We start from the raw sequence: 24,352 nt of genomic DNA on the forward strand, positions 1-24,352 counted from the left end.
GGCCTCGTGTCGCGAAACGAGGGCAGTGCCCTCGCCAGCCAGACACCACAACCCCGGGAGGCCTAAATGAAAACCCTGATCAAGGACTGCTCCCTGTCCGCCGTCATCGCCGGCTGCATCGCCACGATGATCTCCTACGCCGGCCCCTTGGTGATCATCTTCCACGCCGCCGAAGCCGCCGGCCTGTCCCACGGCCTGTTGTCCTCATGGGTGTGGGCCGTGTCCATGGGCAGCGCGGTACTGGGCGCGTTGCTGAGCCTGCATTACCGCGTGCCGGTGGTGATCGCCTGGTCGATCCCCGGCTCCGCGCTGCTGGTCACCGCCTTGCCGACACTTGGCCTGGAACACGCCGTGGGCGCATACCTGGTGGCCAACCTGGTCCTGCTGCTGATCGGCATCAGCGGGGCCTTTGACCGCATCATCGCGCGCCTGCCGGGCTCCATCGCTGCCGGGATGCAGGCGGGCATCCTGTTCACCTTCGGCATCGAAGTGTTCCGTGCGCTGCCGGTGCAGCCGGGCTTGGTGCTGGCGATGTTCGTGACCTACATGCTGATGCGCAGGCTGCAACCACGCTACGCCGTGGCCGCGGTGCTGTGCGTGGGCGCGTTGGTGACCGTGGCCAGCGGCGCGTTTCGCAGTGAAGCGCTGGTGCTGGAGCTGGCCTCGCCGCAGTGGATCACCCCGCAATTCAGCCTGTCGGCAGTGTTCAGCCTGGCCTTGCCGATGGTGCTGGTGGCCTTGACCGGGCAGTTCATGCCGGGCATGGCCGTGCTGCGCAATGCCGGTTACACCACGCCGGCCAGCCCGTTGATCAGCGCCAGTGCCCTTGGCGGGGCCTTGCTGGCGCCGTTCGGTTGCCACGGGCTGAACCTGGCGGCGGTCACTGCCAGCCTGTGCACGGGGCGTGAAGCCCATGAAAACCCCCGCCGGCGCTACGTGGCGGCAGTGGCTGGCAGTGCGCTGTACCTGCTGCTGGGCATCGCCGGGGCCACGTTGATGTCGTTGTTCGCCGCGTTCCCGGCGGCCTTGATCGCGGCACTTGCCGGCCTTGCCCTGTATGGCGCGATCAGCGAGGCGCTCACCCGCAGCCTGGCCGAACCCGGCGAGCGCGATGCGGGGCTGTTCACTTTTTTGGTCACCGCTTCGGGGGTGTCGTTTCTTGGCTTGTCAGCCGCGTTCTGGGGGCTGCTGTTCGGCCTGCTGGCCCACGCGCTGGTGTGCCTGCGCCGGCCGCAAACCCGGGAGGCCTTGCGCCGAGCACCCTGAAATACCCGTTTCCAACGCTTTATCCATAACAACAAGATCAAGAGAGCTTCGGAATGAACCACACCCCTTGCGTCGCCATCGGGCTGACCCTGCTCAGCCAACCGTTGCTGGCCGCCGATAACGGCTTCTTCGAGGATGCCAAAGCCAGCCTCAGCGCCCGCAACTATTACTTCAGCCGCGATTATTCCGACATTGTCGGGGCCAACCAGCAGTCCAAGGCCGAGGAGTGGGCCCAGGGCTTCATCCTCGATTTCAAGTCTGGCTACACACCAGGGCCTGTCGGCGTTGGCGTGGACGCCCTGGGCCTGCTGGGCATCCGCCTGGACAGCAGCCCCGACCGGGTCAACACCGGTTTGCTGCCGGTGCACGGCGATGGCCGCGCGGCGGGTGAGTACAGCCGCATTGCCCCAACCATCAAGGCGCGCGTGTCGAAAACCGAACTGCGGGTGGGCGAGTTACAACCCAACCTGCCGGTGCTCACGTTCAGTGACATCCGCCTGCTGCCGCCGACCTATCAGGGCGTCAGCGTGAACACCGCAGAGCTGGAAGGCCTGACCTTGCAGGCCGGGCACCTGACATCCAGCCACCTGCGCAACGAAGGCGGCGACGGCAAGATGAACGCCATGCTTGGCCATGTGCCGCAACGCCAGGCCGAAAGCGATGCCTTCAACTATGTGGGTGGCGATTACGCGTTCAACGCCAACCAGAGCAGTGTCAGCCTCTGGTATGGCCAGCTCGAGGATATCTACGAGCAGGGTTTTGTCGGCCTGAAGCACAGCAAGCCGGTGGGGGACTGGGTGCTCAGTGCCAACCTGGGCTATTTCACGGCCCGCGAGGACGGCGATGCATTGCTCGGCAACATCGACAACCAGGCCTTCTTCTCGTTGCTCACGGCCAAAACGGGTGGGCACAGCTTCCACGTGGGCTACCAGGGTATTTATGGCGATAGCCCCTTCCCGCGGGTGTTCGCCAATATCTCGCCGCTGGGCAACGAAGTGCCGACCTACGAATTTGCCTACACCGACGAGCGTTCATACCAGGTGCGGTATGACTACAACTTCGCCGCCATGGGCATACCAGGCCTGACCGCCACCGTGCGCTACATCACCGGCAACAATGTCGATACCGGCCTTGGCTACGAGGGCAAGGACCGCGAGCGCGACCTGGACATCGGCTACGCCGTGCAAAGCGGGGTGCTCAAAGGGCTGGGGATACGCGTGCGCAACGCCATGGCGCGCTCCAACTACCGCACTGACATCGACGAGAATCGGCTGATCCTCGTGTACACCTGGCAACTCTTTTAAACCTTGCGCGGCCCGTGTAGGAGCGGATTTATCCGCGAAACAGGCGACGCGGTCGATGGCACCGGCTTTGCCGGTGATCGTGGCGGTCCGACGCCTCGGTAAATCCGCTCCTACCCACACCAGCAATTGCGCAGCAACCCCGGCAAAGGGTAGGTTTCCCGCATAGCCCTCAAGGAAACCACCCTTTGGACTCCATCACCCAAGCCGTCCTCGGCGCTGCCCTGCAGGGCACGGTGCTCGGCCGCATTCAGGGCCGTCGTTCGCTCATCTACGGCGCCGCACTGGGCACCTTGCCAGACCTCGACGTGGTCATCCGCTATGCCGACCCGGTGTCGCAGATGACCTATCACAGGGGCTTCTCCCATTCCCTGTTCGTGCTCACCGGCCTTGCACTGGCCTTGGCCTGGCTGGTTGCGTGGTTGGGGCGACGGCGCTGGCCCGACAAGGGCTACCGCATGCCCAGGCTGTTTCTGGCGTTCTGGCTGGTGCTGGTGACCCACCCGATTCTCGATTCGTTCACGGTGTATGGCACCCAACTGTTCTGGCCATTGCAGTTCACCCCGCAAAGCTGGGCAAGCGTGTTCATCATCGACCCGGTGTACACCGTGCCGCTGTTGTTGGCTGTGGTGTACGCGGCCATCAAAGGGCTTTCGGGCCGCGCGGTGCGCGTGTTGAGCGTGGCGCTGCTGTTCAGCACGGCTTACCTGGGCTTTGGCCTGGCCGGGCGCATGGCGGCGGAGCAACGCTTCCAGGCCGCACTGGATCAGCAGGGCATCGTGGCCAGCGACGTGCGCGCCGTGCCGATGGCATTCAACAGCCTGATCTGGCGAGTGATGGCCAAAACGCCGGAGGGCGACTACTACGAAGGGGTCAGCAGTGCCTTCGACCGTACGCCGCCGGAAATGCAAAAACTGTCGCTGAACCTGCCCGCCGCCCAAGCCCTGGCCGGATCACCGTGGCTTGCGCGTTTGCGCTGGTTCACCGATGACTGGCTGCGCTACGACGTGGTGGGGGATGCGCTGGTGGTCACCGACCTGCGCATGGGCATCCCCGGCAACTACACCTTCCGCTTCAACATGGCCCACCGCGACAGCCAGGGGCACTGGGTGGTCGACACCCCGTCCACGTGGCGAGGCAGTGGGCCGGGGTCGATGTTCAGCGGGGATGACTTGCGCCTGATCTGGCAGCGCATCTTCGACCAGCAGCCGCCGTTGCCACTGGCCGCCTGGACGGCCAGGACACTGGGGCGTTAGGGATTTTTCGTTCAAGTCAGTACAGGCCGAACGAGCTGTGCAGATGAAGTTTATGACTTCGCCTGTCTTGAGACGCAGGTCAGGCAAGGCCAAAACAGCTGAGGAGCGGTCGGCGTCGCGCTCCACTGTACAGGCCCGCCGTTATGGCTCAAGCCACATAGCGTGCGAGCATCTCGTAAATCTGGCCAACGGGTGGCATGGATGTAAGTACGCGAATGTCCCGCCCATTTACAAATAAACCGGTGGTTTCCCACAGGTAAGGGTGAGGCGCGGTAAAACCTCCCTCACCAAAGTTGCTGTCCAAGTCCCCATCTGGGGTAAGGCGTGCTACATGAATTTGCGCATGAACCATATTTTCATGGTCAGGAAAATAAAAGCGATGTCCGGCCAGGATCAATCGATCTTCGGAATCGAAAGCAATCCACGGAAGCGCCAGATTCCCATTATCCATCGAAAAGGATCGTGTAAATTTATCGATCGGCAGCCCCTCATGGTTGAACCCATACAACTCGGTATCGTCTGGAAGGGCGGCATTCCAGTTTGCACTGGTCGTGAACACGACTGAATCCTCGCTGACGGCCAATCCGGCCCCCGAACCGGAAGGACGTGTGATGTAACCTGTTCCATTGGCAAACGTAAGGTCCAGTTCGGCATTGCTCTGGAAACGAAGAAGATGGATGCGCTGGCCCGTTGTTGCGAGCAAATAGAAGCTACCGTCACTCAAGAAGGTACAGCGCATGACACGTAGCGTATCACCTTGAATTTCAGGCAATTTCAGTTGGCTCTTGTCCTGCTCCTGACCTAAGCCGAAGGCAGGTTCACCTGTTTCCGGTTTGAACAGTGCGCACCACACTTCGCTAGTGTCGTCAACAGGGTTATAGAACGTATAAACCACCCTGATCAGGTTGTTAACCAGCGCGACTTGTGGAGTAGCTATGTAGTATATTGCTTTCGGTGAGAGAGCACCTGCCGGATCAGATGTAGGTTTTGGGGCGGCCGGTGCAGGCACGGATGGCGAAGACGCGCTCATTTTCAGCGTGTGTGCGATACCATCGTCACCAAAATTCTCCCAAGGGCTAAAATTCCGGTCATAACGTCCAACTGCAACGCCACCTTCATATAGCTCCCCATCAAATTTATATACAAATCCGGCTGTCAGATAGCCATCGTCGGGATTGCTTGATGTTTGAACCAACGTTGAAAATTGTTCAAATCCATCCGGCATTGGGTTTTGCTGATTTTTTGAGAGAGGCACATAGCCTGTCTCTGCATCCCACGTGCCATCCGCATTGATTCTTCCGAAAAAATTATATTCGCGATCAGGATCATCCGGGTTGTTTCCATATATGGCAACTGACCCATCGCTTCCTCCTGCACTGGGTAAAATCTGAAATGACCGAGCATCGGGATTCAATTGGTTTTGAGGCGGGATCCGGGCGATACCATCGCCTTTGGTACCATAGTTGATGTCCAGATCACCAGGACGTACTTGAGACATGATGCACCTCTGAATCCAGTTATTGGAAACACGAGGCTAATGTACTTTCGAAGTTCGAGAAACTGGCAAAAATGCTAGGTTCAGAGGCAGACGGAAGGTATGGCCATATTTCAGCTTCCGAAGGGCGCCAATTGAGTTTCTCGGCTTTTCGTACAGAGCCTGGGGGCGGTGATCAATGCCCGCCTTTCATGCGCCGGGCAATCAGATAAATACCCAGGCCCACCATCGCCGTTGCCGCGCCAATGTAGCCAGTGCTGGTCCAGCCCAGCCCGGCGCTGATGGCGATGCCGCCCAGCCACGGGCCCAAGGCGTTGGCCAGGTTGAACGCCGCATGGTTGGAGGCTGCCGCCAGGCTGGGCGCTTCGTGGGCAATGTCCATCAGGCGGATCTGCAGCGGCGCGGCCAGGGCGATCATGGTGCCAACCAGGCCGATACCCAGCAGGACCGTCCACAGCGAGTGGGCCGCGAAGGTGAAGAACAGCAGCACCGCCGCCGACCACACCAGCACAATGCCCACGGCACGGAACTGCAAGCGGTCGAACAGCTTGCCGCCGGCCAGGTTGCCGATGATGCCGCCGGCGCCGAATGCCGCCAGGCCCAGCGGGATCCATTGTGGCGAAACCTGGGTCACCTCCAGCATGGTCGGCGCCAGGTAGCTGAACACGCAGAACATGCCGGCAAAGCCGATGGCGGCGATGCCCAGCGCCATCCATACCTGGGGTAGGGTGAAGGCTTGCAGCTCCTTGCGGGGGTCGCTGCGCGGTTCATCCTTCGGCTGAGGCACGAACCGCCAGACCAGGGCAATGGTGCACAGGGCAATGAACCCCACCAGCACGAACGCCGAGCGCCAACCGAAGTATTGCCCCAGGAAGGTCGCCAGCGGGTTGCCCAGCAGCATCGCCAGCGTCAGGCCCATCATCACCCGCGCCACGGCACCGGCGCGCTGGTCGCTGGCCACCATGCTCGATGCCACCACCGCCGCGATGCCGAAATAGGCGCCGTGGGGCAGGCCGCTGATGAAGCGGAAGGCCACAAGGCCTGCGAAGGAGGGCGCAAACGCGGTGGCCAGGTTACCGATGGCATACAGGGCCATCAGCAGAAGCAGCATGTGCTTGCGCAACAACTTGGCACCCAGAATCGCCAGCGCCGGGGCGCCGACCACCACGCCCAGGGCATAGGCGCTGATGGCATGCCCCACCTGCGGTTCACTTAACTGCAGGTTGCTGGCCACATCGGGCATCAGCCCCATGATCGCGAATTCGCCGGTGCCAATGGCAAAACTGCCCAAGGCCATGGCCGCCTCCATCCTGGCTACTGTGCCTTTGGAGTGGACGGCAGGTGGAGCTTGTAGAACAGACATTAGGATCCTTGTTGAAACATGCTGAAACGTTCAACGCGGGATCATAGACAATCAGCAGCCGCGACGTCGAGTGAACGCGCTGTGCGGTGGCACGGCGCGGCGCCCGTCAGTCGGCCATTTGCAGCTCGGGCAATTGCACCCGGAAGGCGCGCGTGAGGCACAGCAGGCACACGAACCCGGCGCCCATCCAGCACAGGCCGATGGTGAACGACAGGCTGGTCAGGCTGGTCCACAGCCAGATCGTGCTGAGAAAGCCCAGCGCCGGAATTGCGCCATACAACAGTACGTTGCGCGCTCCGCGCAGTTTTTGATCGACCAGGTAATGCTTGACCACCGCCAGGTTGACCGCCGAGAAGGCGAACAGCGCGCCAAAGCTGATCATGTTGGCCACCGTGTCCAGGGTAATGAACAGGGCAATCAGCGACAGCAGGCTGACCAGCATGATAGCGGTGGCCGGTACGCGCTTTTTCGTCACCAGCCGGCCGAACACCTGCGGCAGCGCGCCGTCGCGGCCCATGGCGAACAGCACCCGCGACACGCTGGCCTGGGACACCATGGCCGAGGCAAAGCACCCGGCCACGTAGGTGGCGGTGAAAGCGGTGACCAGCAGCTCGCCGCCCACCCGGCGCATCACGTCCACCGACGCCGAGTCCGGGTCGGCGAAGCTGGCCCAGTCCGGGAACACCATTTGCGCAAAGTACGACACCAGCAGGAACAACAGCCCGCCGATCACCGACACTGCCATGATTGCCATCGGGATACGGTAGGTCGGGTTGCTGGTTTCTTCGGCCATGGTCGACACCGCATCAAACCCCAGAAACGACAGGCACAGCACGGCGGCGCCAGTCATGATCAGCGGCATGCTGAAGCCTTCATGGTGAAACGGCGCCAGCCACGACACCGCTTCAGCCTGCCCACCCAGGTTGCGCAGCGATAACGCCACGAACACCACGATGAACACAAGCTGCGCCACCACCAGTATCCAGTTCACCCGGGTGATCGACTCGATGCCGATCAGGTTCAGAAAGGTCACCAGGGCAATCGACCCCGCCACCCACACCCAGGCGTGCACGGCCGGGAAGTATTCGGACATGTAGATGCCGATCAGCAAATAACTGAGCAACGGCAGGAAGATGTAGTCCAGCAGCAGCGTCCAGCCCGCCATGAAGCCGAAGTGGCTGCCGAAGGCTTTGCGGGTGTAGGTGTAGACCGAGCCGGAATAGGGGTGGGCCTGCACCATGCGCCCATAGCTGTAGGCGGTGAGCAGCATGGCGGCGAGGGTGATCAGGTAGGCGGTGGGCAGGTGCCCCTTGGTCATCTGGGTGACCAGCCCGTAGGTGGTGAATACGGCCAGCGGCACCATGTACGCCAGGCCGAACAGCACCAGCGCGGTCATGCTCATGGACTTTCTGAAGCGGCCTGCAGTGCCGACGGGCGACGCATGATGGGGGTTCAAGGCAGGGGCTGTAGTTGTTGTTGTATGCATTGCTAACTCCTGAAAGGGGATGCAGGAAGCCGCAGTACGCGAGCAGGCTCGCTACTGATAAGGGAGTTGGAAGGGAAACGCTGTCAGGGGTGGGGCTGGTTGAATGCTCCCACACTCGTCAGGGGCTCGATATCACCCTTTGGGGGGAGCTGATGTTTCGGCGCTCGTAACATTTTGCATTAATTGCTTACATTTATAGAATGGCTGCATCAATCCGCCCGTCACCGAGTGCGCGCCATGGCCATCAACTTTGACCTCAACGACCTGCAAGCCTTCCGCGCGGTGGTCGACCAAGGCAGTTTCCGCAGGGCCGCCGAAGCGGTGCGTATCTCCCAGCCCGCCTTGAGCCGGCGCATCGAAAAGCTGGAAGACGCGCTGGGCGTGCGGCTGTTCGAGCGCACCACCCGCAAGGTCAGCCTGACCCAGGCCGGGCGTGGCTTCATGCCCAGTGTCGAGCGCCTGCTGGACGACCTGGACAACGCCCTGCTGGGCATCAGCGAAGTCGCCTCCACCCGGCTTGGCCAGGTCACGGTCGCCTGTGTACCTTCTGCCGCGTACTACTTCATGCCCCGGGTGGTGGCCCATTACCACCGGCAGTTTCCGCGCATCAAGGTCAAGGTGCTGGACGCCAGTGCCCACGAGGTGCTGAGTGCCGTGGTGGAGGGCGAGGCCGACTTTGGCCTGAGCTTCATCGGCACAACCGAAGCCGATGTGGAATTCGAGCCGCTGGTGCAGGAAAGCTACGTGGTGGCGTGTCGGCGTGATCACGTATTGGCCGGGCGCGCCAGCGTGACGTGGGAAGAGTTTTACCAGCAGGACTACATTTCGCTGGGCAAGACTTCGGGCAACCGCTTTTTGCTGGACCAGGCGCTGAGCGGCATCGTGCCGCAGCGCCAGAGCATTTGCGAGACGCGCCATGTGACCACGATGATAGGGCTGGTGGAGGCGGGCCTGGGCGTTGCCGCCGTACCGCTGATGGCCATGCCAGCGGCGGATCACCCGATTCTTACCCGCGTGCCGCTAACCGATCCCCAGGTGATGCGCAGCGTTGGCTTGATCAAGCGCCGGGGCCGTACCCTGACCCCGGCGGCGCTGGCGCTGGAGCGCCTGGTGGTGGAAATGAAAGCCGCGCAGGTCAGCGCTTAACGGAATCCAGGCCGGTGGCCTGCACCTGTGGCTGAACGGCGGGTGAGGCCAGGTAATCCAGCAGTGCCCTGGCTTGAACCGGGTGTTGCGCGCCCACCGGGATACCGGCGGCAAAGCGGGTGACTGACTGCACCTCCTCGGGCAATTTGCCGACAAAGCTCACACCTGGCACCGGCAGCAGTTCACTGACCTGCTGAAAGCCAAACTGGTAATCACCCTTGGCGACCACCGACCCCACCGGGATTTTCTCGATCATGCTGGCTTTGGGTTTGACCTGGGTTTCGATGCCCAGGCGTTTGAACAGCTGGTCCTGCACGTATACGCCACTGGCGCTGTCCGAATAGGCCACCGAGCCTGCGTCGAGCAGGGTCTTTTTGAGCGCGGGCACGGTGCTGATATCCGGTTTTGCAGCACCTTCGCGTACTACCAGCCCGATACGTGAATCGGCCAGTTCCACCCGTGAGGCCGGGTCGACCTTGCCTTGCCTGATCAGCTCGTCCAGGGCGTAGCCGACCATGATCACCACGTCGGCCTGCTCGCCACGGGCCAGGCGGTTGGGGATGGCTTCGGGGGCTTTGCCCATCGACGGGCCGAGGGTGGTGGCCAGTGTGTTGCCGGTATCGGCGGCAAATTGCGGGCCCAGTGCTTTGTAGGCTGCGGTAAAACCACCGGAGGTCATCACCCGGATCTCTTCAGCCTGGGCCACGCAGGCCAGGCTGACACCGGCCAGCAAGGCCAGGGATTTAAGCAGTTTGTTCATGTTCATTCCTTGTTCTTATGGGTTTTGTGGGAGCGGCTTTGTGTCGCGAAAGGGCCGCAGAGCGGGCCCGGCGATATGTGCGTTACGCTGAAATCCTGGGGCCGCTGCGCGACCCTTTCCGACCGGTCCGGCGTCCCGGCAAGGCCGCTCCCACAGGGATTGCGCATGCCTTGAGGTACGCGTTGAACCTGGACGCCGGCACAAGACAGTTGCACCCACACCGGCCCGGTGTTTGTCAGCTGGCCACGGCCGGCTTCAGGCCGCCGCCGGAGCGGCGATACATGAACAACGTGGCGCACAATGCACACAGTGCGGCAAAGCACATCCAGTAACCCGGGGCCGCCTTGTCACCGCTGTACTGGATCAGGAACGTCGAAATCGCCGGCGTGAAGCCGCCGAAAATCGCGGTGGCGAGGCTATAGGCCAGGGAGAACCCGGCAACCCGCACTTCAGCCGGCATGATTTCGGTCAGCGCCGGGATCATCGCGCCGTTGTACAGGCCATAGATGAACGACAGCCACAACAGCACTTCCAGCATGTGCAGGAAGCTGGGTGCGTTCACCAGGTAGGTCAACGCAGGGTAAGCGGTAGCCAGGGTCAACAGCGTCATGGCGATCAGCACCGGGCGCCGGCCAATGCGGTCGGACAACATGCCGCCCAGCGGCAGCCAGATGAAGTTCGACACACCCACCAGCAGGGTCACCAGCAACGCATCGGACGTGCTCAGGTGCAGCACGGTCTTGCCAAAGGTCGGCGCGTACACGGTGATCAGGTAGAACGCCGTGGTGGTCAGCGCCACCATCAGCATGCCGGCAATCACGGTTTGCCAGTTCTTCAGCAGCGTACGAAACACCTCCGCCATGGCCGGGCGATGCTTGCGCGCGGCGTACTCTTCAGACTCTTCCAGGTTGCGCCGCAACAGGAAGATGAACGGCACGATCAGGCAACCGACCAGAAACGGAATACGCCAGCCCCAGTCGGCAATGGCTTCTTGCGCCATCCACTGGTTCAGGGCAAAGCCCAGTGCAGCAGCAACCACGATGGCCACCTGCTGGCTGGCCGACTGCCAGCTGGTGAAGAAGCCCCGGCGGCCCGGTGTGGCGATTTCCGCCAGGTACACCGACACCCCGCCCAGCTCGGCGCCCGCCGAAAAGCCTTGCAGCAGCCGGCCGACCAGCACCAGAGCCGGCGCCAGCAGGCCGATGGTTTCATAGCCGGGAACCAGCACGATCAATATCGTGCCACTGGCCATGATCGACAACGTCACGATCAGGCCTTTGCGCCGGCCCACTTCGTCAATGTAGGCGCCCAGCACCACAGCGCCCAGCGGGCGCATGAGGAAGCCCGCGCCGAATACGGCGAAGGTCATCATGAGTGAAGCGAATTCGCTGCTGGCAGGGAAGAAGGCCGCCGCGATGTGCGTGGCGTAGAAGCCGAACAGGAAGAAGTCGAACTGTTCCAGGAAGTTGCCTGAGGTAACCCGGAAGATGGCACCGGCCCGGGAACGCCCGGTGGGGTTTGCTGCTGTCATTGCCGTACTCCATACCGCTTTTGTGACGTGCACCGCCTGGATGCGGGCACGGTTCTTATTGAGCGGTTATGGTGCGGCAGGGGTATTGATCTGTTAATTGCATTGTTCGCATGGATTGATGTGTGGGCTGGATGAGTGCGTTTGTCTGTGGGGGCCTATCGCGGATAAATCCGCTCCTACAGGTTACGCGCAACGCGTTGTAGGAGCGGATTTATCCGCGATAGGTCCAACTCATTCTTCCAGCCCGGCCCGGCGAAGCCCCTCGGCCAGCCGGTCCATGTCCACCTGCCGGTGAACCGGCAGCCAATCCTTCAACCGCGAAACCCGCAGTGCAGGGCCTAGCGCCAGTAAGGTTTCCAGCGCCCGGGCCGCTTCCACCTCACGCCCGCTCAGCCCATGGCACGCCGCAATCACCGCATGCGCCGGCAACAGTGTCGGCAGGCTCAAGGCAGCCTTTTCGGCCCACTCCAACGCCACATCCAGCCGCCCGGCAAAGAAATGCGCCAACGCCATGCCCACCTGAATGCGGAACATCTCCGGGTCCAGCGGGCTCAGGCGCTCGGCATGGGTGAGGTTTTCTACCGCCACCTCGGCCTCGCCACGCAGCGCCCGCAAGATACCGCCCAGGTACCACGCCGGGGCAAGGTTGGGGTTGAGCACGCGGGCGCGGTCAAGCAGCGCGATGCCGCCCTCCAGGTCGCCGGCCAGGTGCGCCAGGGCATGGCCGCTGCGGGTCAGCGCCACGGCGTCGTCACGGCCCAGTTCAACGGCCATTCTGGCCAGGCGAATGCCTTCGGCGATTTCCTGCGGGCGGTCGAGCATCCAGGCGTTGATCTTGCGCCAGAAGTAGCACCAGGCCGCCATGGCGTAGGCCGATGCAAACTCAGGGTCCAGCTCGATAGCCTTGTAGTACAGGGGCAGGGCGGCTTCGATGGCCTCGCGGGTGCCCTGGTGCAGCTTGGCCGTGGCGCGCAGGTAATAGTCGTAGGCGCACAGGTTGTCGGTGGGTTTGCGCTTGGCACGTTCGATTTCGGCAAGCTCCAGCTGTGGTGCTATGGCCCCCACAACGCATTGCGCGACGCGGTCCTGCAGCTCGAAGATGTCATCCAGTTCGCCTTCAAAACGCTCGGCCCACAGGTGCGCGCCGGTGCTGGCATCAAGCAACTGGCCGGTAATGCGCACCCGGTTGCCAGCCTTGCGTATGCTGCCTTCCAGCACATAGCGAACCCCCAGTTCACGGCTGATGGTTTGCAGGTCAACCCGCTGGCCTTTATAGGTGAAGCTGGAGTTGCGCGCGATCACGAACAGCCAGCGCACGCGCGACAGGGCAGTGATGATGTCCTCGACGATGCCATCGGCAAAATAGTCCTGCTCCGGGTCGCCGCTGAGGTTCTGGAACGGGAGCACGGTAATCGACGGCTTGCCGGGCAGCGCGGGCGGTTGCTGCGTGGTCGGTGCCGGGGGGGCGTCATGGTGCTGTGCCTGCACTTCCCCGACAAACCGGTAACCCTTGCGTGCCACGGTGCGCAGCAGCCGCTGTTCGGCGCCGGTGTCGGCAATGGCCGCGCGCACGGCGTTGATATGGCTGGTGATGGTCGATTCCGAGACGATGCGCCCGCCCCACACGGCCTGCAGCAGTTCATCCTTGCTCAGCACACGGTCGGGGCTTGTGATCAGCGCCAGCAGCAGGTCGAACGCCTGGGGGCTGATGGTCACGGCGTCGCCGCGCTGGGTCAGCTCCCGGCGTTGCTGGTCGAGCACGAAGTCTTCAAACAAAAAACGCACGGTGTTTATCCTGGCCGCACTGAGGGTGGTTAACCCCCGATGATACGGCAGCGCCAAGCGGCCTGCACCGTGCGTGAAGCTGGACGCTATTCCAATACTTTCTGAAGGTAAAACCAAGGGTTTGGCAAGGACTCACCGGCGCTGCTGGCGCATCCTCAAGCGGCATCGACGGCAACGGCTGCGGTCGAACACGCGGAGAATCGCCATGAAATTCGTCATCATCGGAGGCACTGGCCTCATTGGCTCGCAACTGGTCAGCCGCCTGCGCGAAGGTGGCCATGAAGTGATCGCGGCAGCGCCCAGCACCGGCATCGACAGCATCACCCGCGAAGGCCTTGCCGCGGCCATGGACGGCACCGACGTGGTGGTCGACGTGGCCAACGCGCCGTCCTGGGAAGACCAGGCTGTACTGGACTTTTTCCAGACCTCCACCGGCAACCTGCTGGCGGCCGAAAAAGCTGCCGGTGTGCGCCACCATGTGGCGCTGTCGATCGTGGCTTGCGAGCGTTCACCGGCAAACGGGTACTTCCGCGCCAAGGTCGCGCAAGAAGACCTGATCAAGGCATCTGGCCAGCCCTACAGCATCCTGCGGGCCACGCAGTTCTTCGAATTTGTCGGCGGCATCGCACAATCGGCCACGGTGGGTAACGAAGTGCGGGTTTCACCTGCGCTGATTCAACCGTTGGCTTCGGCCGATGTGGCGGCTGCGCTCGCCGAAGTGGCCCTGGGCGCGCCAGCGAACGCTACGCTGGAAGTGGCCGGCCCTGAAGCCTTGCCGCTGGACGAGCTGATAGGCCGTTACCTGCGCCTGACCGGCGACCCCCGTCAGGTTGTGGCCGATGTGCATGCGCGCTACTTCGGCGATGTGCTGGATGACCAGTCGCTCACCCCGGGCCCGCACGCCCGTCTGGGTAAAATTCGCTTCGAAGACTGGCTGGCGCGGTCCTGACCCCTTACTCGATCCAAGGAGAATCACCATGTTCACTCGCACCCTTATGGCCTGCACCCTCATGGCGTTGTCGGTTGGCGCAATCGCCGCCGATAGCCCGCCGGCCAGCAAAGTCACTGAAGTGTTCAACCAGCCGCTGCCGAACGTGCCGGGCAAAAGCATGCGGGTGGTGGAGGTCGATTACGCGCCGGGCGCGGCATCGCCGTCCCACCGCCACCCCAAAACCGCGTTCATCTATGCCACGGTCATCGAGGGCGAAATCAGCAGCGCCGTCAATGGTGAGCCGGCGCGCACCTTCAAGGCCGGTGAAAGCTGGTCCGAGTCGCCCGGCGACTTCCACGGCGTCAGCGCCAATGCCAGCAAGACCAAACCGGCGCGGCTGAAGGCGGTGTTCGTGCTCGACAGCAGTGAAACGCAGTTGGTAACGCCGGCCGACAAGTAACGGCCACTGCAGGAGCCCCGATCATGGACACCCCGCTGCAAGACACCCCTCAGGCCAGCCCTCGGCGGCGGCTGGGCATGCTGTTGTGCTTCGGTGCACTGGCCGTGCTGGCGGTGGGCGGCTACCTGGCTTGGTCGGGCGCCGACACCTCCACCGACAATGCGTACGTGCGGGGTGATGTCACCGCGATTGCCGCCAAGGTGCCCGGTTATGTGACCGAAGTGGCGGTGGCGGACAACCAGCGTGTACAGGCAGGTGACGTGCTGTTTCGCATCGATGACCGCGATTACCGCGCGCATCTGGCGCAGGCCGAGGCCAATGTGCAGGCGGCCGAGGCGCGCCTGGCCAACGTCGACGCCGAAACCCGGTTGCAGGGGGCGCAGATCCGTCAGGCCGACGCCCGCCTGCAATCGGCGGTGGCCGAACGCAATTTGGCCAGCAAAACCCACGAGCGCAACCGCAAGCTGATTGCTTTCAACGCTGTCAGCCAGTCGCTGGTCGACCAGACCTACGCCGCGCGCACCGACGCTGAAGCTTCTGTGGCCGCGACGTCGGCCACCCGCGATGCCGAGCAACAGCGCCTGCTGGTGTTGCAGGCACAACGGCAAGCTGCGCTAGCCGCCATCGAGCAGGCCCAGGCCGCCCGTGAACTGGCCATGATCGATCTGGAGCATACCCAGGTGCGGGCGCCGGTAGCGGGTGTGGTGGGTAATCGCCAGGTGCGGGTAGGGCGTTACGTAACCGCCGCCGGTGCATTGCTCGACCTTGTCCCTGTCGACAACGTGTGGGTGGTTGCCAACTTCAAGGAAACCCAGGTGGAGCACATCCGCCCAGGGCAACCTGCCCGTATTGTCATCGACGGCTACCCTGACGACGTGCTCGACGGGGTGGTCGATAGCGTTGCACCCGGCAGCGGTGCGGCATTCAGCCTGTTGCCGCCGGACAACGCCACCGGCAACTTCGTGCGTGTGGTGCAGCGGGTGCCGGTGAAAATACGTCTGGTCGCCAACCCTTTGCCCGGGCGGATTGTGCCGGGGCTGTCGGCACGCGTGGTGGTCGAGGCAGGTAAAGAATCGTGAACCGCGTGCAGGCGGGTTGGGCGCTGATTGCCGGCATCGTGCTGGCCACCCTGACCGAGGCCATTACCAGCAGTGTGCTGGCCTTGGCGCGTAACGACATCATCGGCGACACGGCCGCCACCCCGGATGAATTTGCCTGGTTGGACGTAAGCTATATCGCCTGCAAACTCACCGGTTTTTTGCTGGCGCCCTGGCTGCTCGGGCGCCTGGGGCCGCGCAACCTGCTGTTGAGCGCAACAGCCCTGATGGGGGTGGCCTGCCTGGCTGCAACCCTGAGCCTGCAACTGCAGTGGCTGATTGCCTTGCGCGTGGTTCAGGGGCTGGCCGGCGGTACCTTGCTGGTAGCCGGGCAGGCGGCGCTGTTCTACGGTTTTGAAAGCCGCCGGCAGCCCACACTGCAAGCGCTGTTTGCCATCGGCTCGGTGGTGGCGCCCGGCACCCTGGCGCCGGCCCTGCAAGGCTGGTTGATCGATACCCGGTCATGGGGCTGGGTGTTTTTCAGCGCGGTGCCGCTGGCGACCGTTGCCATGGCTCTGATTGCCCATGCCGGCTGGCCGCGGGCATTGCGACCACCCGCACAGCGCTTCGACTGGCTGGGGATGGCGCTGATCGCCGCCAGCCTTGGTGGCTTCACCTACCTGTTGAGCCAGGGCAACCGTTGGGACTGGTTCGAACAGGCGCATATTCGATGGGTGGCAGTACTGGCCCTGGCCTCGTTGTTGGCGCCTTTCGGCCAGCAGGCCATGCGCAAGGGCCCTGGCGTCTTCGACTTCACCCTGTTTCGTACCTACGATTTCACTTTCGCCTTCATCGTCAGCTTTGTCGCCGGGGCGGCGTTGTTCGGCAGTGCTTACCTGATACCAGCGTTTGCGCTGTCGATGCTCGCGTTCACGCCTACCGACGCGGGCCTGCTGCTGTTGCCCAGCGCAGGGTTGTTCATCGCGGCGCTGTTGTTGGCGGCCTGGTTGTTTCAGGTACGCAAGGTGGCGCCGTTTGCCACAGTGCCGTTCGGCATCCTGCTGATCATGCTGGCCATGTGGATGCTGGCCCACGTGAGCGGCGAGAGCGGGGCGCAGGACATGACGCCCGCCATCCTGCTGCGCGGCCTGGGCCTGGGTTTTCTGTTCCTGTCTATTACCTTGATTGCGTTTTCGGGCCTGAACCACGAGAACCTGGCAGCTGGCATCGGCCTGTTCAACACCGGTCGGCAGTTGGGCGGCCTGCTGGGCGTAGCCGGGCTGCAGACGCTGATAGACCACCAGGTGGCCGTCAATGGCGTTGTGCTGGGGGCGCATGTGGTCAATGGCGCACCGGCAGTGGTGCAGCGGTTGGCCACCACGGGCACGCTGTTGTCAGGCAAGGGCATGGGCCCGGAAGCCGGGCAGGCAGCAATCACGCTACTGGGGCGCAGCGTAGCTACGCAGGCGGGGGTGATTGCCTTCGACACAGCCTTTTATGCCGTGGCGCTGCTGTTCGTGGTCGCAGCCCCGGTGCTGGTCGGCATCAAAGTGTTGCTCGCGCGGCGCGCAAAACACGCGAGTTCGGAACGATCCTTGCTGATTGCTAGCAATCCATGCGAAGGAGCTAGCAATGAATCCATCCCTGACCGCCCATTCCCGTGGCGGCGTGTTGTGCACCCCACACCCCCTGGCCAGCACGGCGGGCCTTGAAGTACTGGACGGCGGCGGCACGGCCATTGATGCAATGCTGGCCGCCAGCACGGTGCTGGCGGCGGTATACCCGCACATGACGGGCCTGGGCGGCGATGCACTGTGGTTGCTCCACGATGACCGCATACGCACCATTATCGGGATCGGCCAGGCGGGCACGCAGTTGCCGCAGGGCGGGGTCATCAGCCTGCGGGGCCCGGCATCGGTGGCGACCACTGCTGGCGCCATGGCCAGCTGGCTGCAGGCCAAGGCCGTGAGCGAAAGCTGGGGCTCGCGCATGGGGTGGGGCGATTTGCTTACCCCGGGCGCCGAGTTAGCCCGCGAAGGGGTGGAGGTGTCTGCCTCGCAGCTGTTCTGGCAGGGCCAGCGCGCCGGGTTGATCGACACGCTGCCCAGCCTGCACCCACTGTGCAAACGCGATGGCCAGTGGCTTCAGGCCGGCGACCGGTTGCGCCAACCCGCGCTGGCCAACAGCCTGGAACATCTGGCGCGCCATGGGCTACAGGACTTTTACCACGGTGAACTGGCGCACGCTTTCGGTAATGCCTTCGAGGCGCTGGGCTGCGGCCTCACGGTTGACGACTTGCGAGCGACGCGGGCACACCTGGCCGAGCCGATCTCGGTACGCTACCGCAACGGTCGGCTGTTCAATGTGGCGCCGCCTTGCCAGGGCCTTTATACGCTGCGCGCCATGGCGGCGCTGAACACGGTGGAGCTGGGCGAAAACGGCAGCCCGCGTTACTACCACTTGCTGGTCGAGGCCATCAAACAAGGCCTGCTGCAGCGTAACGCGCAGTTGCATGACCCGCGCGCAAGCGGCTGGGATTACCACCAAAGCCTGGCTCAACCCGCCGCGCCGCTCGACCCGCACCATGCCGCCCCCTGGGCCGAACCCGGTCGATCGGCCGACACCGTCTGGATGGCCGCCACCGACCGCGAAGGGCGCAGCGCCTGCCTGATCCAGAGCCTGTTCCACGACTTTGGCTCCGGCTGCATCCTCGGTGACACCGGCATCCTCTGGCACAACCGGGCCGCCGGCTTCAACCCGCAGCCCGGGCACGCCAACACCTGGGCACCCGGCAAGCGGCCGGCGCACACCCTCAACCCGTCAGCCTACGTGGCAGACGATGGCCGGCGCTGGTTCTTCGGCACCCAGGGCGGTGATGGCCAGCCGCAAACGCAAATGGTGCTGGCCACCCAGTTGATCGACTACCAGCAATCCCCTCAGGGCGCACTGCGCACGCCGCGCTTCTTGCTGGGCCGCAGCTTCTTCGACAGCACTGACAACCTGAAACTGGAAGCCGATATCGGCCAGGCAGTGCTTGAGGGCTTGGCCAAGCGTGGCCACGCCCTCGAGACCACCCCGGCACTCAGCCCGCTGATGGGCCTGGCCGGCGTGATCGCCATCGACGCCGACGGCAACCGCAGCGCCGCCTACGACCCGCGCAGCCAAGGGAGCGCCCTCGGCCAGGCGCGCTGAAACACCCGATTGCCGTGGCAACGGGCCGGGCGGATAATGCCGGCCCATCGCGTACGAGGGTTTCGAGGTTTTGATGAAAGGCAAAGCGGTCAGCAGCAAGCAACAGGAAGTCCAGCGTATCGCCGACATGCTCGCCAAGGCCATTGCCCAGCACCGGCTGCGCCCCGGCGCGCGGCTGGTCGAAGCGCAGATCGTCGAGACCCTGCAGGCCAACCGCAACCATGTACAGGCGGCGTTGCAGCGCCTGGCCATGCAGCGCATCGTCGACATCGAACCTAACCGTGGCGCCACCGTGGCCCAGCCCAGCGCCCGCGAGGCCCGGGAAATCTTTGCCGCCCGCCGGGCGGTGGAACGGGCGATCGTCGAGGCCATCACCCCGGCGCACATCGCCGAGCACCAGGCACGCATCGACCAGCACATGTGCAATGAACGCCAAGCTACCGCCAGCACCGACCGCCGGGCCATCGTCGGCAGGCTGAGCGAGTACCACCTGCTGCTGGGCACGGTGTGCGGTAACCAGGTGTTGGCCGACATCCTCGCCAACCTGATGGTGCGCAGTTCGCTGATCGTGGCCCTTTACCAGCGCGGTGACAGCCCGCCCTGTGCCTCGGATGAACACCAGGCGATCATCGATGCCCTGGCTGCCGGTGACACCCAGGCGGCGGTACGTGAAATGATCGCGCACCTGGATGAACTCGAGGGCCAGTTGGCCCTCGAGGAAGTGGCGGCCCCTGAAGTCAACTTGCGACAGGCACTGGACGGGCTTTGAGCGGGCTGCGCAGCAACTGCGCGGCCGGGCGCTCGAAGGTTTGCACGCCGTGCTTGAAGCCCATCAGCGGTGGGGCGATGCGGCCAATCACATCGGCGGGCGAAGGCACGTCGAACACCACGAAGTCGGCCCGGCAGCCCGGTTCCAGGCCATAGTCGCGCAGGCGCAGCAGGCGCGCCGAGGTGCGCGAGATCCAGCCCAGGCACATCAGCAGCTCCTGCGGCGTGCCCAACTGCGCGACGTTGGCGTACAGGTTGGCCTGGCGCACCAGTGACGCGTCGCCATAAGGGGTGAAAGGGTTGCCGATGTTGTTGCTGGAAACCGAACAGGTGACCCCGCACTGGTGCAGTTGCGCCAGCGGCGCGACTCCCCGTGGCTTGTCATGGAAGCGTTCGCGCCCGGTCAGGAACAGGTCGGTGGCCGGCAGGCAGGTCACCTGCACGCCGGCCTCGGCCAGGGCATGGCCCATGGCGATGAGTTCGGCCTTGGGCAGCGCCGACAGCTTGGTGGCATGGCCCACTGTGACGCGGCCGTGCCAGCCGTGCGCATGGGTGCAGCGGATCACCTCGCCCAGGGTCATGCCGGCCACCTGCAGGTCGAAATCCAGGTGCAGGTCCAGGTCGCGGTCATAGGCCACCGCCAGTTCGAACAGCCGGCGAATCTGCGCGGGCGGGTCGCTGTCGGTGTAGGGGCAACCGCCCAGCACCTCGGCGCCTTCGTCCAGGGCCTGGCACAGCAAGGCTTCGGTGCCGGGGTTGTCGAGCATGCCTTCCTGGGGGAACACGCAAATCTCAAGGGTCACGGCCCAGGCGTAATCGGCCTGCAACTGGCGGATGGCACGCAGGCCGGTCAGGCCGATCCCCGGGTCGATTTCCACGTGGGTGCGCATGTGTGTGGTGCCCTGTGTAATCGCCTGCTCCAGCACGGCGGCGCCCCGGGCGTAAACATCCGCCTTGGTGAACGCCGCCTTGGCCTGGCGGGTCTGGGCGATGGCTTCGGCCAGGGTGCCTTCCTGCAAGTGGCAGCGCGACAGGATGCAGGCTTTGTCGAGGTGGATATGGGTTTCCACCAGGCCCGGCAGCACCAGGCAGCCTGCCAGGTCCAGCGTGGGGGCCGGGCGGCTCAGGCGGGAGACGAAGCGGCCGTCTTCGATCAGCAGCCGTGTGGGGGCAGGGTTGTCGCCAACCCGTACGTTAATCAGTTCCAGTGAAGTCATGCGGCGGCTCCTGCACCCAGGTAGGCGGCTTCAAGTTGAGGGTCGCCACGCAAGGCTTCGGCGCTGCCTTGCTTGACGATACGGCCGGTTTCCAGCACGTAGGCGCGGTCGGCCACCTGCAGCGCCAGGTTGGCCATCTGGTCGACCAGCAGCAGGGTCACGCCTTCGTCGCGCAGAGCGGCCAGGGCATCGTACAGTTCGCCGATCATTGCCGGGGACAGGCCCAGTGAAGGCTCGTCCAGCAGCAGGATGCGCGGCTTGGCCATCAGCCCCCGGCCGATGGCGACCATTTGCTGCTCGCCGCCCGACAGCAGCCCGGCGGGGCTGTCGATGCGATCGCGCAAGCGCGGGAAGCGTTTGAGGATGGCCTCGATCTCGGCGTCGCTGTCCACGGCATCGGTGCGCACGTTGGCGCCCAGCAGCAGGTTCTCACGCACGCTCAGCTGGCCGAACAGTTGCCGGCCCTCGGGCACCAACGCCAGGCCCAGGCGGGCAATCTGGCTGGCGTCGAGGCTTTCGATGCTGCGGTCATCCAGCACGATACTGCCACGGCCAGGGCGGTGCAGCCCGGCCAGGGCTTGCAGGATGCTCGACTTGCCCGCGCCATTGGCACCCAGGATGGCGATCAGTTCGCCGGGGTTGACCACGAGGTCCACCGCTTGCACCACGGGGGCGGCGCCGTAGTCGATGGTCAGGTCGCGCACGTGCAGTACCGCATCGCGCGCCCCGGCCCAGGCCTGGGCACGGGGTTGTGCCTGGTATTGAGTGCCACCCAGGTAGGCCGCGATCACCTTGGGGTTGTTGCGCACCTGCTCAGGGGTGCCCCAGGCGATCGGCTGGCCCGCATCGAGCACCAGCAGCCGCGCCGACACGGCCATCACCAGCGGCATGTCGTGCTCCACCAGGATGATCGTCAGGTTGAAAGCGGCCAGCCGTTGCAGCAGCGCGGCCAGGCGGTCGGTGTCCTGGCGGCCAAGGCCGGCGGCGGGTTCGTCCAGCAACAGCACCTGGGGGCGGGTGGCCAGCGCCCGGGCGATTTCGACCAGGCGGCGGTCGACGTGGGGCAGGTCATCGGCCGCCACATGCAGGTTGCCCCGGTAACCGACCAACGCCAGCAACTGGGTGGCCATGGCGTGGCGTTCGGCCTGGTGCACGGCCCAGGGGCGTTCGATGGCGCCTTGCTGGAATGCCACCAGCAAGTTCTCCAGTACGCTCAGTTCGCCGAACAACTGGGTGGTCTGATAGGTACGGGCAATGCCGGCGCGGGCGATGCGCCATGCGGGTTGCCCGGCCAGCTCGTCGCCCAGGGTGATCGAGCCGCTGTCGGGGCGGTAGAAACCGCTGATCAGGTTCAGCACCGTGGACTTGCCGGCGCCGTTGGGGCCGATCAGGCTGGTGATGCTACCGGGCACTGCATGCAGGCTCACATTCTGCGCTGCCTGCACCCCGCCAAAGCGGATGCCGATGCCTTGCACTTTGAGGCCGGTGGTGTTGCCCCCGGCAAAGAAGGCCTGCAGCTTGCCGGTATCTAGCTCGGCCGTGACCGGCACCTGCAAAGGGCGCCAGAAACGCCGGGCCAGGCTGCCCAGCACACCCCGTGGCGCGGCCCACAAAACCGCCAGCAACAGCACCGAGAACGCCAGCAGGCGGTATTCGGCAAAGTCGGCCAGCAACTCGGGCAGCACGATGATCACCAACGCCCCCAGCACCGGGCCGAACAACAGGCCGGCACCGCCGACGATCACTGCCAGCACGAACAGGATCGACTGGGAAAACGGGAACGCCGCCGGGTTGATGAACATCAGCGCCGGGGCCACCAGCGCCCCGGCCGCGCCCGCCAGGCCGGCCGACAGGGCAAAGGCCAGTGTGCGCGTTTGCACCGGGTTGATGCCCAGCGAGCGGGCGGCAATCTCCGATGCCTTCACCGCACGCATGGCCAGGCCCCAGCCACTGCGTTGCAGGCTCCAGTAGAACGCCAGCGCCGCCAGCATCAGCAGCACCGCGCCCACGCCTAGCAGCACGGCCGGGTCCAGGGTGCCGAATTCGGGCAGCGGGATGCCCATCAGACCGTTGGCGCCGCCGGTCACGCTGCGCCACTCGATCAGGCCGTTGTGCACCACCAGCGCAAAGGCGATGGTGATCATCGCAAGATACGGCCCGCTGACCCGCAGCGCCGGTATCGCCAGCAACCCGCCCAAGGCCGCACAACCCAGGCAGGCCAGGGGCAGGGCAGCGGCGAGTGGCAGCCCGGCGATGGTCAGCAGCGCCGACAGGTACGCGCCAATGGCGTAGAACGCGATATGGCCGAAGGACATCTGCCCCGACAGCCCGATCAGGATGTTCAAACCCACCCCGACGGTGACCGCCAGGGCATACAGCGTCAGGATCAACAACGAGTAACTGTCGAGGCTCACGGCCAGGCCCAGCCCGGCAACGCCGAGCAGGGCCAGGCCCAAAGGGGCGAGCAATTGGCGCATCGTCATACCTTTACCCAAAGTTTGCGGCCAAACAGGCCGTCGGGGCGTACCGCCAGCACCACGATCACCAGTGCAAAGCACAGCAATTGGGTGAAGGCAGAACCGAAATACAGCGTCACCAGCGCCTCGACCAGGCCAAACAGCAGGCCGGCGGCAAATACCCCACCGGCGCTGGCGATGCCGCCCAGGATGGCCACGGCGAAGGCCTTCAGGCCGAACAACGTGCCCATGTCGGCATGCACGCTGTACAGCGGAGCAATCAACAGCCCGGCGATGGCAGCAAACACGGTCGACAAGGCAAAGGCCGCCGCCACCACCCGGTTCACCTCGATGCCCATCAGGCGCGCTGCGCGCGGGTTTTGCACGCAGGCTTCCAGGCGCAGGCCAAGCTGGGTGCGCTTACGCACCCAGAACAACCCGGCCGCGACCGCCGCGCCCACCAGCGGGATCGCGATCTGCACGGCATTGAGGTTGCTGTCACCCAGCGCAAAGCGCAGGTTGGCCAGGTCACTGCCGAACTGCCGGGGCTCCTTGCCGAAGGTGAACATGGCCAGGTTGTCCAGCAGCAACCCGCCGGCCACGGTGGCCATCAGCCAGGCGTCCGACCCGCGCGCATGGAAAGGCCGCACCAGGAAGCGCTCGATGGCCAGGCCCAGCACCGCGCACAGGATGAGGGTGGCCGGCAGTGCCAGCCACAGCGGCCAGCCCCAGGTCACCGCCAGGCTGTAACCCAGCACGGCGCCGACCATCATGGCGCTGCCCTGGGCAAAGTTGACCGTGCGTGACACGGCGTAGGTGAGGTGAAAGCCCAGGGCCAGCAGCGCATACATGCTGCCCAGGCCCAGGCCGCTGACCAGTGCGGTGGTAATCATCCGTTAAGC

Annotated in this window: 19 protein-coding genes; 10 read left to right on the forward strand and 9 right to left on the reverse strand. The window is 64.3% G+C overall.

All coding sequences use genetic code 11. The annotated features are described in order from the left end of the window. Nucleotides 1-66: 66 nt before the first annotated feature. The 3 genes from PVV54_RS12655 (at nt 67) to PVV54_RS12665 (ending at nt 3,823) form a co-directional block, all read left to right on the forward strand. Nucleotides 67-1,266 carry a benzoate/H(+) symporter BenE family transporter gene (locus PVV54_RS12655; protein WP_274910267.1) on the forward strand — a complete coding sequence of 400 codons (1,200 nt, stop codon included), beginning with the start codon at nt 67-69 and terminating at the stop codon, nt 1,264-1,266. A 53-nt stretch (nt 1,267-1,319) separates the two neighbouring features. Next, nucleotides 1,320-2,570, forward strand: coding sequence for an OprD family porin (locus PVV54_RS12660; protein WP_274910268.1), 1,251 nt, complete (start codon nt 1,320-1,322; stop codon nt 2,568-2,570). Between the two features lie 185 nt (nt 2,571-2,755). Then, the gene (locus PVV54_RS12665; protein ID WP_274910269.1) at nt 2,756-3,823 is read left to right on the forward strand and encodes a metal-dependent hydrolase; all 1,068 of its coding nucleotides are present in this window, start codon (nt 2,756-2,758) and stop codon (nt 3,821-3,823) included. Between the two features lie 148 nt (nt 3,824-3,971). Here PVV54_RS12665 and PVV54_RS12670 read toward each other — a convergent pair whose 3' ends face one another. From PVV54_RS12670 to PVV54_RS12680, 3 genes are all read right to left on the reverse strand, one after another. Continuing rightward, on the reverse strand, nt 3,972-5,321 hold the full coding sequence (locus tag PVV54_RS12670) for a hypothetical protein (RefSeq protein WP_274910270.1): 1,350 nt from the start codon (nt 5,319-5,321) through the stop codon (nt 3,972-3,974). Nucleotides 5,322-5,493: 172 nt separating this feature from the next. Further along, nucleotides 5,494-6,627 carry an MFS transporter gene (locus PVV54_RS12675; RefSeq protein ID WP_446731463.1) on the reverse strand — a complete coding sequence of 378 codons (1,134 nt, stop codon included), beginning with the start codon at nt 6,625-6,627 and terminating at the stop codon, nt 5,494-5,496. A 160-nt stretch (nt 6,628-6,787) separates the two neighbouring features. Next, on the reverse strand, nt 6,788-8,167 hold the full coding sequence (locus PVV54_RS12680) for an APC family permease (RefSeq protein ID WP_274910272.1): 1,380 nt from the start codon (nt 8,165-8,167) through the stop codon (nt 6,788-6,790). A gap of 237 nt (nt 8,168-8,404) precedes the next feature. Between PVV54_RS12680 and PVV54_RS12685 the strand changes: the two genes are divergently transcribed. After that, nucleotides 8,405-9,313, forward strand: coding sequence for a LysR family transcriptional regulator (locus PVV54_RS12685; protein WP_274910273.1), 909 nt, complete (start codon nt 8,405-8,407; stop codon nt 9,311-9,313). On the opposite strand, the gene PVV54_RS12690 is transcribed toward PVV54_RS12685, so the two are convergent. The 3 genes from PVV54_RS12690 to PVV54_RS12700 form a co-directional block, all read right to left on the reverse strand. Further along, nucleotides 9,303-10,073 (reverse strand): substrate-binding domain-containing protein, encoded by a 771-nt coding sequence (locus PVV54_RS12690; RefSeq protein ID WP_274910274.1) that lies wholly within the window; start codon nt 10,071-10,073, stop codon nt 9,303-9,305. The two genes, PVV54_RS12685 and PVV54_RS12690, sit on opposite strands and share 11 nt — an antisense overlap. 235 nt (nt 10,074-10,308) lie before the next feature. Then, complete coding sequence (gene tcuC, locus PVV54_RS12695; protein WP_274910275.1) at nt 10,309-11,604, reverse strand: MFS transporter; 1,296 nt, start codon at nt 11,602-11,604, stop codon at nt 10,309-10,311. Between the two features lie 231 nt (nt 11,605-11,835). Continuing rightward, entirely contained in the window at nt 11,836-13,389 is a 1,554-nt protein-coding gene (locus tag PVV54_RS12700) for a winged helix-turn-helix domain-containing tetratricopeptide repeat protein (RefSeq protein WP_274910276.1), read from the reverse strand. Between the two features lie 205 nt (nt 13,390-13,594). On the opposite strand from PVV54_RS12700, the gene PVV54_RS12705 reads away from it, so the two are divergent. The 6 genes from PVV54_RS12705 to PVV54_RS12730 all read left to right on the forward strand — a co-directional run bounded on the left by PVV54_RS12705 (nt 13,595) and on the right by PVV54_RS12730 (nt 19,778). Then, nucleotides 13,595-14,338, forward strand: coding sequence for an SDR family oxidoreductase (locus tag PVV54_RS12705; RefSeq protein WP_274910277.1), 744 nt, complete (start codon nt 13,595-13,597; stop codon nt 14,336-14,338). Between the two features lie 28 nt (nt 14,339-14,366). Beyond that, nucleotides 14,367-14,780, forward strand: a complete 414-nt coding sequence (locus PVV54_RS12710; protein ID WP_274910278.1) for a cupin domain-containing protein — start codon at nt 14,367-14,369, stop codon at nt 14,778-14,780. A gap of 23 nt (nt 14,781-14,803) precedes the next feature. Further along, nucleotides 14,804-15,859 carry an HlyD family secretion protein gene (locus PVV54_RS12715; RefSeq protein ID WP_274910279.1) on the forward strand — a complete coding sequence of 352 codons (1,056 nt, stop codon included), beginning with the start codon at nt 14,804-14,806 and terminating at the stop codon, nt 15,857-15,859. Further along, the gene (locus PVV54_RS12720; protein ID WP_274910280.1) at nt 15,856-17,529 is read left to right on the forward strand and encodes an MFS transporter; all 1,674 of its coding nucleotides are present in this window, start codon (nt 15,856-15,858) and stop codon (nt 17,527-17,529) included. Before PVV54_RS12715 ends, PVV54_RS12720 begins: the two co-directional genes overlap by 4 nt. Continuing rightward, nucleotides 17,450-19,009: a gamma-glutamyltransferase family protein gene (locus PVV54_RS12725; protein WP_274910281.1), complete on the forward strand. Its 1,560-nt coding sequence runs from the start codon at nt 17,450-17,452 to the stop codon at nt 19,007-19,009. The genes PVV54_RS12720 and PVV54_RS12725 overlap by 80 nt, the downstream gene beginning before the upstream one ends. 73 nt (nt 19,010-19,082) lie before the next feature. Beyond that, nucleotides 19,083-19,778 carry a GntR family transcriptional regulator gene (locus tag PVV54_RS12730; RefSeq protein WP_274910282.1) on the forward strand — a complete coding sequence of 232 codons (696 nt, stop codon included), beginning with the start codon at nt 19,083-19,085 and terminating at the stop codon, nt 19,776-19,778. On the opposite strand, the gene PVV54_RS12735 is transcribed toward PVV54_RS12730, so the two are convergent. From PVV54_RS12735 to PVV54_RS12745, 3 genes are read right to left on the reverse strand one after another with little or no spacing between them, the layout of a single operon-like run. Then, a complete protein-coding gene (locus PVV54_RS12735) occupies nt 19,747-20,994 on the reverse strand; it encodes an amidohydrolase family protein (RefSeq protein ID WP_274910283.1) in 1,248 nt (415 codons plus the stop codon). The genes PVV54_RS12730 and PVV54_RS12735 overlap by 32 nt on opposite strands. After that, entirely contained in the window at nt 20,991-23,477 is a 2,487-nt protein-coding gene (locus tag PVV54_RS12740) for a branched-chain amino acid ABC transporter ATP-binding protein/permease (protein ID WP_446731446.1), read from the reverse strand. Before PVV54_RS12740 ends, PVV54_RS12735 begins: the two co-directional genes overlap by 4 nt. Beyond that, entirely contained in the window at nt 23,474-24,343 is an 870-nt protein-coding gene (locus PVV54_RS12745) for a branched-chain amino acid ABC transporter permease (protein WP_274910285.1), read from the reverse strand. Before PVV54_RS12745 ends, PVV54_RS12740 begins: the two co-directional genes overlap by 4 nt. Nucleotides 24,344-24,352: the final 9 nt, after the last annotated feature.

The organism is Pseudomonas sp. PSKL.D1 (assembly GCF_028898945.1).
In the GTDB taxonomy this organism is placed as follows: Bacteria; Pseudomonadota; Gammaproteobacteria; order Pseudomonadales; family Pseudomonadaceae; genus Aquipseudomonas.

Bases quoted from the DNA above. Each gene is read 5' to 3' on its own strand.
- PVV54_RS12655 (WP_274910267.1), top strand. From the start codon at position 67: ATGAAAACCCTGATCAAGGACTGCTCCCTGTCCGCCGTCATCGCCGGC.
- PVV54_RS12725 (WP_274910281.1), top strand. From the start codon at position 17,450: ATGAATCCATCCCTGACCGCCCATTCCCGTGGCGGCGTGTTGTGCACC.
- PVV54_RS12705 (WP_274910277.1), top strand. From the start codon at position 13,595: ATGAAATTCGTCATCATCGGAGGCACTGGCCTCATTGGCTCGCAACTG.
- PVV54_RS12685 (WP_274910273.1), top strand. From the start codon at position 8,405: ATGGCCATCAACTTTGACCTCAACGACCTGCAAGCCTTCCGCGCGGTG.
- PVV54_RS12715 (WP_274910279.1), top strand. From the start codon at position 14,804: ATGGACACCCCGCTGCAAGACACCCCTCAGGCCAGCCCTCGGCGGCGG.
- PVV54_RS12730 (WP_274910282.1), top strand. From the start codon at position 19,083: ATGAAAGGCAAAGCGGTCAGCAGCAAGCAACAGGAAGTCCAGCGTATC.
- PVV54_RS12710 (WP_274910278.1), top strand. From the start codon at position 14,367: ATGTTCACTCGCACCCTTATGGCCTGCACCCTCATGGCGTTGTCGGTT.
- PVV54_RS12680 (WP_274910272.1), bottom strand. From the start codon at position 8,167: ATGCATACAACAACAACTACAGCCCCTGCCTTGAACCCCCATCATGCG.
- PVV54_RS12690 (WP_274910274.1), bottom strand. From the start codon at position 10,073: ATGAACAAACTGCTTAAATCCCTGGCCTTGCTGGCCGGTGTCAGCCTG.
- PVV54_RS12670 (WP_274910270.1), bottom strand. From the start codon at position 5,321: ATGTCTCAAGTACGTCCTGGTGATCTGGACATCAACTATGGTACCAAA.
- PVV54_RS12675 (WP_446731463.1), bottom strand. From the start codon at position 6,627: ATGGAGGCGGCCATGGCCTTGGGCAGTTTTGCCATTGGCACCGGCGAA.
- PVV54_RS12735 (WP_274910283.1), bottom strand. From the start codon at position 20,994: ATGACTTCACTGGAACTGATTAACGTACGGGTTGGCGACAACCCTGCC.
- PVV54_RS12745 (WP_274910285.1), bottom strand. From the start codon at position 24,343: ATGATTACCACCGCACTGGTCAGCGGCCTGGGCCTGGGCAGCATGTAT.
- PVV54_RS12740 (WP_446731446.1), bottom strand. From the start codon at position 23,477: ATGACGATGCGCCAATTGCTCGCCCCTTTGGGCCTGGCCCTGCTCGGC.
- tcuC (WP_274910275.1), bottom strand. From the start codon at position 11,604: ATGACAGCAGCAAACCCCACCGGGCGTTCCCGGGCCGGTGCCATCTTC.
- PVV54_RS12660 (WP_274910268.1), top strand. From the start codon at position 1,320: ATGAACCACACCCCTTGCGTCGCCATCGGGCTGACCCTGCTCAGCCAA.